This window comes from Desulfosporosinus acididurans, assembly GCF_001029285.1.
Classification (GTDB): Bacteria; Bacillota; Desulfitobacteriia; order Desulfitobacteriales; family Desulfitobacteriaceae; genus Desulfosporosinus; species Desulfosporosinus acididurans.
In genome coordinates, this window is record NZ_LDZY01000015.1 from 53,068 (window position 1) to 66,268 (window position 13,201).

At 44.3% G+C, this 13,201-nt stretch carries 12 protein-coding genes and 3 tRNA genes; all 15 read right to left on the reverse strand.

Annotated features, from left to right (window positions below):
- Positions 1-25: 25 nt before the first annotated feature.
- The gene (locus DEAC_RS23650) at positions 26-193 is read right to left on the reverse strand and encodes a hypothetical protein (protein WP_207642586.1); all 168 of its coding nucleotides are present in this window, start codon (positions 191-193) and stop codon (positions 26-28) included.
- A gap of 313 nt (positions 194-506) precedes the next feature.
- A tRNA-His gene (locus DEAC_RS18310) sits at positions 507-582 on the reverse strand.
- 20 nt (positions 583-602) lie between these two features.
- Positions 603-679 (reverse strand) — tRNA-Arg (locus tag DEAC_RS18315).
- 61 nt (positions 680-740) lie between these two features.
- Positions 741-818: transfer RNA gene (locus tag DEAC_RS18320), tRNA-Pro, on the reverse strand.
- A gap of 99 nt (positions 819-917) precedes the next feature.
- Complete coding sequence (locus tag DEAC_RS18325) at positions 918-1,511, reverse strand: XTP/dITP diphosphatase (protein ID WP_047811586.1); 594 nt, start codon at positions 1,509-1,511, stop codon at positions 918-920.
- Entirely contained in the window at positions 1,511-2,236 is a 726-nt protein-coding gene (rph, locus tag DEAC_RS18330) for a ribonuclease PH (RefSeq protein WP_047811529.1), read from the reverse strand. The genes DEAC_RS18325 and rph overlap by 1 nt, the downstream gene beginning before the upstream one ends.
- A gap of 91 nt (positions 2,237-2,327) precedes the next feature.
- Positions 2,328-3,263, reverse strand: coding sequence for a hypothetical protein (locus tag DEAC_RS18335; RefSeq protein WP_047811530.1), 936 nt, complete (start codon positions 3,261-3,263; stop codon positions 2,328-2,330).
- Positions 3,264-3,326: 63 nt separating this feature from the next.
- Complete coding sequence (locus DEAC_RS18340) at positions 3,327-4,070, reverse strand: heparan-alpha-glucosaminide N-acetyltransferase (protein ID WP_047811531.1); 744 nt, start codon at positions 4,068-4,070, stop codon at positions 3,327-3,329.
- 2 nt (positions 4,071-4,072) lie between these two features.
- Entirely contained in the window at positions 4,073-4,726 is a 654-nt protein-coding gene (locus DEAC_RS18345) for an O-methyltransferase (protein WP_047811532.1), read from the reverse strand.
- Positions 4,727-4,907: 181 nt separating this feature from the next.
- Positions 4,908-6,146 carry an HD domain-containing phosphohydrolase gene (locus DEAC_RS18350; protein WP_047811587.1) on the reverse strand — a complete coding sequence of 413 codons (1,239 nt, stop codon included), beginning with the start codon at positions 6,144-6,146 and terminating at the stop codon, positions 4,908-4,910.
- Between the two features lie 23 nt (positions 6,147-6,169).
- Positions 6,170-7,417, reverse strand: coding sequence for a globin-coupled sensor protein (locus DEAC_RS18355; protein ID WP_047811533.1), 1,248 nt, complete (start codon positions 7,415-7,417; stop codon positions 6,170-6,172).
- A 397-nt stretch (positions 7,418-7,814) separates the two neighbouring features.
- Positions 7,815-8,027, reverse strand: coding sequence for a hypothetical protein (locus tag DEAC_RS18360; RefSeq protein ID WP_047811534.1), 213 nt, complete (start codon positions 8,025-8,027; stop codon positions 7,815-7,817).
- Between the two features lie 102 nt (positions 8,028-8,129).
- Positions 8,130-8,687: a Fe-S-containing hydro-lyase gene (locus DEAC_RS18365; RefSeq protein ID WP_047811535.1), complete on the reverse strand. Its 558-nt coding sequence runs from the start codon at positions 8,685-8,687 to the stop codon at positions 8,130-8,132.
- A complete protein-coding gene (locus DEAC_RS18370; RefSeq protein WP_047811536.1) occupies positions 8,684-9,544 on the reverse strand; it encodes a fumarate hydratase in 861 nt (286 codons plus the stop codon). The genes DEAC_RS18365 and DEAC_RS18370 overlap by 4 nt, the downstream gene beginning before the upstream one ends.
- Positions 9,545-9,652: 108 nt before the next feature.
- Positions 9,653-12,889 carry a cell wall-binding repeat-containing protein gene (locus DEAC_RS18375; RefSeq protein ID WP_083996292.1) on the reverse strand — a complete coding sequence of 1,079 codons (3,237 nt, stop codon included), beginning with the start codon at positions 12,887-12,889 and terminating at the stop codon, positions 9,653-9,655.
- Positions 12,890-13,201 lie beyond the last annotated feature (312 nt).

The window sequence follows — 13,201 nt, forward strand, 5'->3', positions numbered from 1 at the left end:
GCTCATATCAACAGTATTTCCTTAACTAATTTTGCTTATCAAAAAACATCCCTTGTTCATAATCAAGGATATTCCCATGTTTCTCCGTAATTATATCTTGGGAAGAATAATTTTTCCAGATTTGAAGAAAAACTTCCCGGTCACTCCAGACATTTCCTTTAGACATTTTTAACCGGCAGTCATCTCGCCGCAAAAAGATAAAAGAAAACCTTCTCATGTATTTCTAAAAAACACAGAGAAGGTTTTAGTATTTAAAACAGTGAACTCGCTTACGCTAAAGCTGAACATCGGGGCTTCAGATACAATAATGTCCAGTGGACATTATGGCCGAGCCGCCTTACCCAATAGAAATACTTAGCGGCGAAGGAGGCCACTGAAAATCTACTGCTTGGGTATTCAAAACCGCCATATACGGTAGGTAAAATAAAAAGTCAGCACTATATACGGCGCTGACCTTCTCGAAGATAAAAAAAGCCAAGAATAAATCTTGGCTTAATTTCCTAATATGGGGTGGGTGATGGGTTTCGAACCCACGAATGCCGGAACCACAACCCGGTGCGTTAACCGCTTCGCCACACCCACCATAGTACAGTAAAATCAATTGGTGCGCCTGGAGAGACTCGAACCCCCGACAACCTGCTTAGAAGGCAGATGCTCTATCCAACTGAGCTACAGGCGCAGTTTGAGAGATTACGATTGTCAACCCAGGTTACTCCTAAACCTAGACAAGTTGGGAATAATGGTCGGGGCAGAGGGATTCGAACCCCCGGCCTCCTGCTCCCAAGGCAGGCGCGCTAGCCAAGCTGCGCTATGCCCCGATTGGTGACTTGATTAGTATAGCTCATCTCCACGTATTCGTCAAGAATTTATGCTCAATAATTTATAATTTTTTTTGAGCTTTTTTGGGGGGCTTTTTTCTAGCCTTTTAATCTCTGCAATATAGGAATCGCCTTGCGGAAGGCTCGAGCTCTGTGACTCAAATCATTCTTCTCAGTCAAGGATATCTCAGCTAAAGTTCTTCCCAATTCCGGCACTAAAAACAATGGATCGTAACCGAAACCGTCCGTCCCCCGCCGCTCCCTGAGAATTTTCCCTTCGACGGTTCCCTCAGTAAGATATTCTTTCCCTTCGGGAATCGCAATAACCAAGGCACAGCGGAAACGGGCCGTTCTTTTATCATCAGGAATTGTTTCCAAAAGGCCCAAGAGCTTGTCATTGTTGCGTTCATCGTCTTTGGGCTCTCCGGCAAAGCGAGCAGAGAATACCCCCGGAGCACCGTTTAGCGCATCGACTTCCAAGCCCGAATCATCGGCCAAAGCAATCAGGCCAGTTCTTTGCACGGCTGCTCTGGCTTTTAGGGCCGCGTTTTCAGCAAAGGTTTCTCCGTTTTCTTCAACCTCTTCCCAATCGGGAAGATCCCGCAGCGAAACTACTTCAATCTCTTCATCAGCCAGCAGCTCCTGCAGTTCTCTTACTTTTCCTTGATTTTGAGTAGCTAATAATATCTTCATCATGAATTCGTCTCAATTGCTGTCTTCTGAACTTCCATGAGGGAGCGAATCCCTTTTTCCGCTAAACGCAGAAACACATCCAAATCGGCACGATCAAAAGGAACTTCTTCTGCAGTTCCTTGGATTTCCACGAATTTTCCTGCTCCTGTCATAACCACATTCATATCTACTTCTGCTTTCGAGTCTTCCTCATAGTCCAAATCCAGGACCTGAGTTCCCAGAACCTTGCCGACGGAAACCGCAGCCAAGGTATCCATAATAGGATTCGTTTTAATCAGCTTCTTTTCAAGTAAATACTGTATGGCATCCAACAAGGCTACATAAGCTCCAGTGATGGAAGCTGTCCTTGTACCGCCGTCAGCCTGCAGTACGTCGCAATCCAGCCATATCGTCCGTTCACCTAATTTTTTCAAGTCGACGACGGAGCGCAACGCGCGGCCGATTAAACGCTGGATTTCCATAGTGCGGCCAGTGAGCTTTCCTTTGGTCGCCTCGCGCTGGGTTCGAGTTTGGGTGGCCCTGGGAATCATGGCATATTCCGCAGTTACCCAGCCTTTTCCCGTCCCTTTTTGGAAGGGAGGAACTTTTTCTTCTACACTCGCCGTACATAAAACCCGTGTCTGACCAACTTCAATAAGAACTGACCCTTCCGGCGCCTTCGTAAATTGTCTTGTAATTCTAACAGGGCGCAGACCATCTGCGGCCCGATCATATGAACGCTGCATTATTAACCTAACCTTTCTTTACCTATAGCTTGCTAATTTAGTTTACCAGATCGCTTCTAAAAATGCCAATAATACACAAATAATTTATCCTCTACTTACCGTCTGTGTTTTGATTTCTGCCTCCAAACAAATCAATCGAACGAGTTATCATCGCCCCTTCGCCAACAATCCCAGCAACGGTATAAAGCCTGGCAATAGGATCAAAGCGAAATTCTTTAAGGAGGTGAAAACCTTTAATATCACTAGTTCTTCGAATGTGGATGCGCGGACCGGTACAGGGATACATCATTTCGCCAACTCGAATGTGCTCGTCATCGGCAAAACAAATTGCCAGATCTGCTTTGATCAAGTCTAAGACGCGCTGTTCCACTAAGTCTAAATCAATGTCAGGTTTCTCAGGAAGTTCTAATACAAAGCCATGCTTTATATCACTATGCACTTCGGGCCTTTCCAAACCCATTTCTTCCAAAATCATCGATGTTAGATCTTCGGCACTATGGGCCATGCGCCTATATTTGATAGACTCAAAAACAATATCGGCAATACTTTGCGGTTCAGGTCCAAAGACCGTCGGACGTGTAACAATGACTTCTTCCCCGACACCGATTAAAACTTCGGCATTGGCTCCCAAGTGAGGATATACAAGATCAAAATGCTCAACAACAACTCTATGCCCCTTAGCAATGGCTTTCTGAATGGCCTCCGCAATTTGCCAGGGCTGGGTAAAGGCCGACTCAAAACGGACATCCAAATGGTAGGTATGACAGCGGAAGTGATTACGTTCCGCATCTTCCATTAAGGGCAGCGGCCGGATATTAATACCGTCATCATCATTCGTCAATTCCAGACCAGGAAACATTCCCCGAATTAGCAGCGACTTACCGGCACCCGCATCTCCCACAAAGCCAATTAGCTTATCTTCCGGACTTAAATAACGCTGCTGTATATTTGTTCCCAAAAACAACAGCCGTTTTCTCCCTCGCGGGGCAAAATATACGGCCTGCATCAAATGTTCATGGACAAACATCGTTTCAATACCTACTCCCTTCTATGATCAGGTTTAATGAAACTCCGATACTTCATTATTATCTTACAAATGTTTGCTTAAGTATAGGAGCAGCAAAAGAATCGGTTGATGAATCAGATAGATTCCTAAAGAATTCCGACTTAACCATTGTACCCATCCGGGAAGACGCCAATTAATTCTTGGCCGGCTCCAGAGAAGGAAGTTTTGTGAAGGTTTGCCGTTTCCAGCTCCTTGGGCATAAAAATGCCTGTAAATAAGTATGCCAATGATAGTCACCGCTAAATAGGGGAACAGCGGGTAATAGTCGATGGAGCTGAATCCCTCATACATCAGACCCAAAGGGAGGAAGAAACTTGTCTGAACCGTAAGTGTTTTAAACCAAAACCCTAAGAAAGCAGTCAAAACGGTTATGACCCCAAGGAGACGCGAGGATAATCTCCTGAAGAGAGGAGATAAAATCATGGCTGTCCCAAGAAAATGTAAAATTCCAAAGCGGACGTACTCCTCTTTCATAACCAGATACGTCACTAAGGTAACACCCATTCCATAAAGCAAAATGTTTAAACCCCGGCGAACGGGGAAAGTACTTAAACCGCTGGACAGCCCGGATAAGAGAATAAAGAGCAGTGCCGACGTCTTGCCGAGGATAAACCAGAAGGATGCTCGATAATCGACAGCCGCTCCGGCAAACTCATGAAGGTCATAAACTGCGTGAAAAATCACCATGAATACGATTGCGCTGGCTCTTAAAAGGTCTATTTCCTGAAATCGCTGGGATGATCTCCGGAGAGGCTGCCATTCTCCCATAACTATCTCCCTTTTTCAGCTTTCCTGCTGACAGATACGCCGTCCCCAAACGGCAGAACCGAAGTCACATAGTCCGGATTGGCGCAAAGTTCCTGCAGAAATTTCCTCAACCCGCCGACCATGCGCTCATATTTCGGGGCGAAATTACTGTCCGGTACTACCCAGCCCCGAAAAAGAACATTGTCAACAACCAATATTCCGCCTGGGATAATTAAACCATCGATCAGCTTTAAGTAATCCAAATATTCTCCCTTTGCAGCATCAATAAAAACAAAGTCATACCCTGAAGTCAAGCTAGGCAAAATCTTGCGGGCATCGCCTTCCAGAGCTGTGATTTTTTCCAGAAGTCCCGCACGTTGGAAATAACCTCTGGCTCGTGACAAGCGGTCTTTATTCATGTCGATGGTCGTAACATGACCTCCGCTCTTCTCAACCCCTCGGGCCAGCCAGATCGTAGAATAGCCAATGGCAGTACCAATTTCCAAAACTGACTGCGCTTTATTCATGGCCGCCAACAAGCTGAGAAAATTCCCCACTGCCGGTGTCACCACAGGTATGGTTTCCTGAAGAGCTTGTTCTTCCATTTCCCGCAGCAAAGGATCCCTTTCGCCTAACAAGGTTTCAAGGTAACGTTCCATTTCAAAAGGGTAAAACAAGGTAATCGCGCCTTTCTCTATTCAATAATTCCACTTTACCATAAATTCGTCCTTAAATAAAAAAAGTATGTGCTTTCTCTAAATTGCTTGATCACCGAACAAACAACTACAGCAAGGCACATACTATCAATAATATAGTCATCGTAAAGGCAAGCAATTTGCGCAAACAAAATGCTTTGTCTTAACGACAGAAGAGCTGACTCCTGGCTAAAACAATTAATTCCCCGTCAACACTAGTGCCTGCACCTCGTTGAATAATATCGAGGGCTTCAGTTGTTGACATGGCAGGACGATAGGGACGATCCTCAGTTAAAGCAGCAAACATATCTGCAATCGTCATGAGCCGAGAGCCAACATCGATTTCTTTATCCTTAAGTGCAAAGGGATAACCTTTGCCGTCAAGACGTTCGTGGTGATGAGCAGCCCATTCAACCATCCGTGTCGGGAAACCGGCCTCAGTCAACAAGCGATGAGTATAATACGTGTGAGTTCGGATGATATCTACTTCCGAGGCATCTAGGGGCCCTTGCTTATCTAAGATCTTTTTCGGTATAGAGAGCTTGCCTAAATCGTGGAGCAAACCCGCTACATAGATTTCGTGACGTTGCTGTTCACTCCAACCCAAGCCTTCGGCTAAACGTTCCACAACCTCTGCCACTGACCGTGAGTGGCGAGCCGTAAAACTGCTTTTTTGGTCGATAAGATCTGCGAACGTCGCTGCCAGCTCATCAGTAAATCCCGTAGTTTCTAATTCTCTAATCAAGGGAACATGCCAATTCCCAAACAAGAGTCCTAAAACAATTTGCAGCAAATCCGGCTGCTCGATATCCAGCCAAAAGGATTCTTTGGCGGCTAATTGTTCAAAGGCTGCTGCCGGTTCAGAAAAAAACGAAACTCCCTTTTCCCTGGAAATCCAATGTAATAGTTCCTCCCGTTCTTTACGGGTATGCTGACGCCGAGACAGATGCAAATCCACCTGATCGGCTAAGGATAAAATCCTAGCCATCAGCGGGACTTCATCAGCAGGAACACCCAAGGCGCTCCGAGCTGAACCCGGCATTTCATGGTGATATTTTATCGCAGGGGCAAGAATTGCTCCCGAAGGAAACCGCTCAACGATCGCTGAACCGACCAGACAGTGCTTGCTAAGAAGCTTAGCGTTGCCATAGTGAGTCCTAAAGGACCCCATGGCTCCAATATCATGGAGCAGCCCGGCCACCGTTAAATGTACCAATTCCGTTTTATGAAGTCCCAAACTGCGGCCCAGACGCATGGCAATATAAGCTACCCGTTCTCCGTGCTGCTGCCCGACCGCAAACTTTAATCCGCGTTCAACCTCTTCATCAACTAACCCGAGGTCAAGAGCTCGGGAAAAGCTCCACATTCTCCGAATGTAAAAGGCATCCTCAGGCAAAGACATTTTCTCCACCAACTTAACCCTCTCTATTCCCTCATGCCCATTTGCGCCAGCGATGTGGCTGAATTAGCGACATCTTCCGAGGCTGCTCCGATCTGTCCTGCCGTCATAGCTAAGGCATCAATCTGCTGAGCGATTCCCTGAACTTGTTGAATGCTGGAATTGATGGCTGACATAATATCACCGAAGCGATTGACGACTTCTCCTGCCTCTACTGCTGCGCTTTTCATAGCATCCGTAGTTTCCTCAATCGACTGATTAACGGCAATGGTATTTTCTTTGCTCTGGGTAATAAGAGCACTAATTTCCCGAACCGATTGTTCTGAATTGGTGGCCAGTTTCTTAACTTCTTCAGCAACAACACCGAAGCCTCGGCCGCTGTCCCCGGCCCGTGCCGCTTCAATAGCCGCGTTTAAGGCTAAAAGGTTAGTCTGAGAAGCTATTTCTCGAATGACATCAGTAACCGAAGCAATGCGGGCTGAACTTTGATCCAACTGGTTCATTTTTTCCTGCATATCGGAGGCCATGTCTGCCAAACGCAGAATAGTTTCAGAAATCATTTGAATTTTACTCGCTCCTTCTTGAGCTAAAGCATCGACTTTCCTCGAAAATTCTGCTGCTTCGGAAGCATTATCGGAAATACGAGTGGTCGCTTCATTCATTTCAGCCGCAGATGCAGCCGTTTCCTCCGAAGTCGCCGCCAAAGCCTGGCTCGCTTCATTGACTCTCCGCTGCAAACTGTCAATCTCAAACAGTGCCTTTTCCAATTCAGCTTTCTTATCAATCTCAGTCATATAGGATTGTATATAACTAGCCATAACAACTTGCTGGTCGAAACTCAAAATTCTTTGAAAGGCTAAAGCTGAGCGCAGCGCCAAATCGGTTTTTTTCTTGAAATGTTTATAGATCAAGGGAATAATTTCATCACATAAGACCTGATTAGCGCTTAAATAATAAAAAGGCGGTAAATTGATACGATTATGTACTTCTCCAATAGTCACACGCCATTGCATAAATTGTTCGTCAATCGTCTCAGGACAAATTGAGAGCAAATATTTCTTCATCGTAATTTTAAGCTTATCCACCGAAGAAAAACGATCAATAATTGCTTTCAAACCCGGAATCGTCGTAACATGGGCATAAAAGTTGGTAATGATTTGATCGGCATCCTTCTCGATAATCGCACGTACCTCTTTAAGCAGGCTCAACTGCTCGGAATCAATCTTCAACAACCGAGTCGATTCCGTCAGCTCAAATTGATGTAATTGTATCAATGTTATGCACCCTTTCTTAAGTTAATCATTCTTTTTCTTGCCATGTTAATGAACTATCTGATCTGAATAATTTCCCTGTTAATCAAAAGCAACCCTTACCAGCGACGGAGGACTCTAATTACCTGAAGTTAACGAGGGACCCACAGGATAAACTATCCAATTTTAATATCACTCATATTTTATTTTAGGATTTTTATACTAGATTTTTAGAATTCTATTAATAGTCGACAAAATCCTGCTTTTACTATCAAATTCCAATGATAATTTTCTCAAAACGAAAAAAGAGCCCGATTTCGAGCTCTCTTTTCCTTGAGTTGATTCTGTTGTCATGTACTTATGTCAAGCCTTAGTAAGTAAAAGCCTCTTGCTATGCTTTAGTTAATCTTCAAAATTCGGTTCATCCGGCTCGGCGAACGGCAGGACGAGTTATAACATGAGTGATAGATTCATGGTCAAGGATCAGTGGTTCAACCGATCCGTCAGACATAACCTCATAAATCTTAACCTCTCCACCTCCCTTAGTCCACTCATGACAACACTCGCGGCAATAATAACGTTCACGGCCAATTCTGCCTACCTCACGCGCTCCACAAAAAGGGCAATAATCCATAGTTAGCACTCCTATCAAGGATTTCCAATAATATCTTATTATATATTAAAATCCTCAATTCTACTTTAAGAAATTGTGAAGCTTTTGTGACCAATTTTGAGCTTAAACGGTTCTATACCGGGCCTTCCCGCTCTCATACAAATTCGTTCCTTCTTGATCAATAATCACAATCGCCGGAAAGTCTTTGACAACCAACCGTCGAACAGCTTCCGGTCCCAGTTCAGGATAAGCAATCACTTCTGCCGAAACAATACGTTTGGCAATAAGAGCACCAGCCCCGCCGATAGCCCCAAAATAAACGGCACCATGTTCCTTCATGGCATCTATAACCTCGGGACTGCGCAGCCCTTTGCCTATCATTCCTGTTAACCCTTGAGCAATTAACTTAGGGGAATAAGCATCCATCCGGCCGCTTGTCGTTGGTCCCGCCGAGCCAATCACTTGTCCTTCCTTAGCTGGAGTCGGCCCCACGAAATAAATTACTTGATCTTTCATAGCGAAGGGCAATTCAAGACCTTGCTCCAAAGCTTCAACCATTTTCTTATGAGCAGCATCTCGTCCCGTATAAATAACACCACTTAATAAAACATTATCTCCCGCTTTTAAGGTCTTGAGTTTTTCTTGCGTAAGAGGGGTTTCGATGCGTTTTACGTCACTCATTTACTCTCCCTCCCTTGTAAGGTGATTTCCTTATGCCGCGTCGCATGACAGCCTATATTTACAGACACAGGCATGCCGGCGATATGGGTGGGATATACTTCTAAGTTGACGGCCAGCGCTGTCGTCAAGCCGCCAAATCCTTGGGGTCCAATACCCAGTCGATTGATACGCTCTAATAATTCTTTTTCAATATTTGCCAACCGTTCATCCTGGTTATGGATTCCTACTTCACGAAGCAAAGCCTTCTTAGCCAAGAAGGTAGACTTCTCCATAGTTCCTCCGACACCCACGCCGACGATAATCGGAGGGCAAGGGTTTCCGCCGGCTCGGTCTACCGTATCGACAACAAAATCCATCGCGCCTGCCAAACCTTCCGAAGGCTTACACATTTTCAGGCCGCCCATATTCTCACTCCCAAATCCTTTCGGAGCAACAATAAGGCGCAAAGCCTCACCGGGAACAATATCGTAATGAATGATCGCCGGAGTATTATCTCCAGTATTGACCCTGTCAAAAGGATCCTTGACAACAGATTTGCGCAGAAATCCTTGCTCATATCCCTGTCGTACTCCTTCATTAAGCGCATCCGTCAGGTTACCGCCTGCTATGTGCAAATCCTGACCGATTTCCACAAAAAGCACAGCCATCCCGGTATCCTGGCACATTGGTACTTGTTCTTTATGGGCAATATCAGCATTTTCGATAAGACGCTCTAAAACCTCCAGGCCCAAAGGCGAAGATTCGCTTTTCAGGGCTGACTGAAAGCCTGTCATAATATCCGAACTCAAATTATAGTTTGCCTCCATGCAGAGGGTTCGGATGGCCGAAATAATTTCATCCACGTGGATTTCTTTCATTTGGATGTCTGACCTCCTTTAAAGGAATTATTACATAATTTTGCAGAAGAAAAATCTATAAAAGCAATGAAGGAAAGCCTAATCGAACATCTCCTCCGCGATCAACCTTTAGCTGCTTGTAGTCGCTGAAGCTACGGGCGAATATTGACTTGTACCAGAACTGTTAACTGCCTGGATTTTGTAATAATAGGTTGTATTTGCCCAGAGACCGGTATTTGAATAACTATTCGTCGTTACTGTTGCAATATGACTAAAAGTACCTGTGGAGGAAGTTGAACCATAAACATAATATGAAGTCGCACCGCTTACAGCATCCCAACTCAGGTTAATTTGACTTGAGCTTACAACGGAAGCAGTGGCAATTGTCGGCGCAGAAATTGTATTTGAAGCATTCCCTGAACCATTTAGACTGGTTAATACGCTGTCCGGGACAACGACTGTCCCGCCGAAAACAACCTCTTTATTAATACTTCCGGCGATGCTCCCCATATAATCAAGGGTTGACTGTTCTACCGGATTGCTTACCAAGATCACTGGTGAATTTGTTATTGAAGCCAATACTGAACCAGCTAAAGCGTCAGCATAGTTTTCACCGGTGGATATATAACAGGTGCTGAAATCTAGTTGACCGGCGAATGCTTTGAGTACACTAATATTGGTATCATAGCGATCTTCTCCGCTCAGGCGCGTAGGTGAGGGAAGTTGACTATAAACAGCATCGCTGATAACTCCAGTACCGCCTACGACATAAGTACTTTGTATCCCCTTGAGATAGGTTTTTACACTGTCCGGAAGAGTATCTTTTGTAGTCAGCAGGATTGGCATTCCCTTCATTGCAGCAATAGGAGCGATTGACAGAGCATCCGGGAAAGTTTCGCCGCTGGCGATAACTGCCTGGGTAGTTTGTCCAAGTGCTTGGGCGATTTTAACGGAGGTTTCGTAACTATCGTTTCCCGCGATTCTTGTTACCTGCATTCCCATACCTTCAATAGTTTGTTCAACTGCCGAAGAAATAACACCGACTCCACCCACGATAAAAACACTTTTTACTTTTAAGCGTGTAAGTTGTGCCTTTGTATCTTCGTTCAAGGAATCCTTGGTGGTTAGCAACAATGGAGCATTATATTTTTGAGCAAGAGGTGCACTGCATAAAGCATCAGAAAATGTTTCTCCACTGACAATGACAGCATAATAAGAAGTAAGCCATCCTGCTTTGGCTACTTCTGCAGAAGTACCGTACGAGTCCTGCCCCGCTAATCGTTGGGAGGAAATTTGTGAGGTATTGCTGGAAGAAGTAGAGCTGCCGGATGTTCCCGTAGTTGCCGCAGAGACAACTGATGAAAAAGAACTCAAGCCCGAAGTGCCTGCAGCCTGTATTTCATAATAATACGTGGTATTCGCTGGCAGGTTGGTATCTGTATAATTGGTAGTTGAAGTTGTAGCAATATTCGTGTACGTATCTGTGGGCGATGCAGCCCTGTACACATTGTAGGAAGTTGCATTACCAACAGGATCCCAAGTTAAATAGATTTGATTGGTACTTAAGGCAGTGGCTGTCGGATTTGTCGGAGTCGGCAGGGCACCGTTAGTACTCGTTGTTGTTGCAGGGACGATCGCCGAGTCTGCGCTGCTGCCTGCACTTCCAACAGCCACCACTTTATAATAATACGTAATGCCTGTTGACAAGCCTGTATCAGTATAATTAGCTGTTGTAGACGTACCAATAACAGTAAAAGTTCCCGAAGCTGAGGTTGCTCTATAAACGTTATAGCTTGTCGCATTACTCACAGAAGACCAAGTTAAGTATACTTGACTAGTGTTTACAACAGTAGCGATAAGATTTGTCGGCGCAGCTATCGCTCCATTTGTATAGGTTGTAGAAGCAGAAACAATTGCCGAATCCGAACTAGTACCCGCATTGCCTACCGCCACTACTTTATAATAATAAGTTGTGTTCGATGACAACCCCAGATCGGTGAAAGTCGTCGTTGACGGCATACCAACAATCGAAAACGGACCCGCTAGAGAAGTCGCTCTATAAACATAATAGCTCGTTGCATAGCTTACAGGGTTCCAGGTTACGCATAATTGACTTGTACTTACAACACTTGCTGAAACTTGCGTAGGGGCGGACAAAGTACTGTTGGAAAAATTGGCTGTGGTTGAAACTATTTGAGAATCCGGACTTGATCCTGCGCTATTTACCGCCTCAATTTTATAATAATAAGTTGTGTATAATTGCACAGAAGAATCCGTGTAATTTGAGGTTGTTGGTGCCCCAACAATCGTGAAAGGGCCTGAAACTGTGGTAGACCTGTAGACGGAATAATAGGTTGCGTAATTAACGGGACTCCAAGTCAAATACACTTGACTACTGTTCGTAGGCGTAGCTGTAAGATTTGAAGGAGCAGATAGTGCGATATTGGACGTATTTGTTATCGCATAAACTATAGCAGAATCCGAACTTGTTCCGGTACTGCCAACTGCATCCACTTTGTAATAGTAGGTTGTGTTTGGAGACACATTCGTATCCATCAAAGTCGAAGATGAAGGCGAACCAACAATAGCAAAGGGTCCGCCGTATGACGTTGATCTGTACACAGAATAATAGGTAGCATTAACAACAGGATTCCAAGTCAAATATACTTGATTACCACTTTGCGCCTGAGCAACGAGATTTACCGGAGCCGACAGAGCAGTATTAGAATTAGTTGGTATCGCATATACGATTGAAGAATCCGCACTTGTTCCGGCACTATTTATAGCATCTACCTTATAATAGTAGGGTGTGTTTAATGACACATTATAATCCGTATAATTTGTAGTTGTTGGTCCAGCAATGAGGGAATAATTTCCAGTAACGGTAGTTGACTTATAAACATAATAGTAGGATGCGTTGGCAACGGGACTCCAGTTAAGATAAATTTGATTACCATTTGCTGCAGTTGCTGTAAGATTTGTTGGTGCAGCAGGAGCACCATTTGAATTATTCGATGTAGCATATACTATTGCTGAATCTGAGCTTGTTCCGGCAGAATTCGCAGCTGTAACTTTATAATAATAGGAAACACTCGGCGATATACCAGAATCGGTATAATTTGTAGATGTTGGAGAAGCAATAATGGTGTAATATCCATCAGGTGAAGTCGCCCTGTAAACGTAGTACGCCGTTGCATCGACCACCGGATTCCAGGATAAGTAAATTTGGTTACTATTTACTGTTGTAGCAGTAAGATTTGTTGGTGCCAAAGGAATAGTGCTTGCGAGAGTGTTTCGGGGAAAAATCACTCCAACAATCATTAAACAAATCACTATAGCCAGCACCTTGTGATAGAGCCTTTTCATCAATTTTCCTCCTCCTATGTGTAAAAGAGTATTATTCTAATAGTTTTAGGCAGCATATCGCAAAAGAAATAAACCAATTCCGACAAAGAACTCTTGAATCCGATAGTATTATTCTTGTTTGTATGTGCATTATCCTTCTTAGGAAAGGAAACATTTTCACAAAAATGATTGAATTATTAATTCACAGATCTAAATTTTCCTATGTTTCTTTATCGCTCTTCCAAAAACCGCCAACCCTATGTATATTGCAAATGCGACTAAGAAACCCCAGAGCCCTTCTACAATATCTTGGAATTCCATATTTCCCCGACC

Excerpts from the sequence above, each read along its gene's own strand:
- DEAC_RS18370 (WP_047811536.1), bottom strand. The coding sequence starts at position 9,544 with ATGAAAGAAATCCACGTGGATGAAATTATTTCGGCCATCCGAACCCTC.
- DEAC_RS18360 (WP_047811534.1), bottom strand. The coding sequence starts at position 8,027 with ATGGATTATTGCCCTTTTTGTGGAGCGCGTGAGGTAGGCAGAATTGGC.
- DEAC_RS18325 (WP_047811586.1), bottom strand. The coding sequence starts at position 1,511 with ATGAAGATATTATTAGCTACTCAAAATCAAGGAAAAGTAAGAGAACTG.
- DEAC_RS18340 (WP_047811531.1), bottom strand. The coding sequence starts at position 4,070 with ATGGGAGAATGGCAGCCTCTCCGGAGATCATCCCAGCGATTTCAGGAA.
- DEAC_RS18375 (WP_083996292.1), bottom strand. The coding sequence starts at position 12,889 with ATGAAAAGGCTCTATCACAAGGTGCTGGCTATAGTGATTTGTTTAATG.
- DEAC_RS18350 (WP_047811587.1), bottom strand. The coding sequence starts at position 6,146 with ATGTCTTTGCCTGAGGATGCCTTTTACATTCGGAGAATGTGGAGCTTT.
- DEAC_RS18335 (WP_047811530.1), bottom strand. The coding sequence starts at position 3,263 with ATGTTTGTCCATGAACATTTGATGCAGGCCGTATATTTTGCCCCGCGA.
- DEAC_RS18365 (WP_047811535.1), bottom strand. The coding sequence starts at position 8,687 with ATGAGTGACGTAAAACGCATCGAAACCCCTCTTACGCAAGAAAAACTC.
- rph (WP_047811529.1), bottom strand. The coding sequence starts at position 2,236 with ATGCAGCGTTCATATGATCGGGCCGCAGATGGTCTGCGCCCTGTTAGA.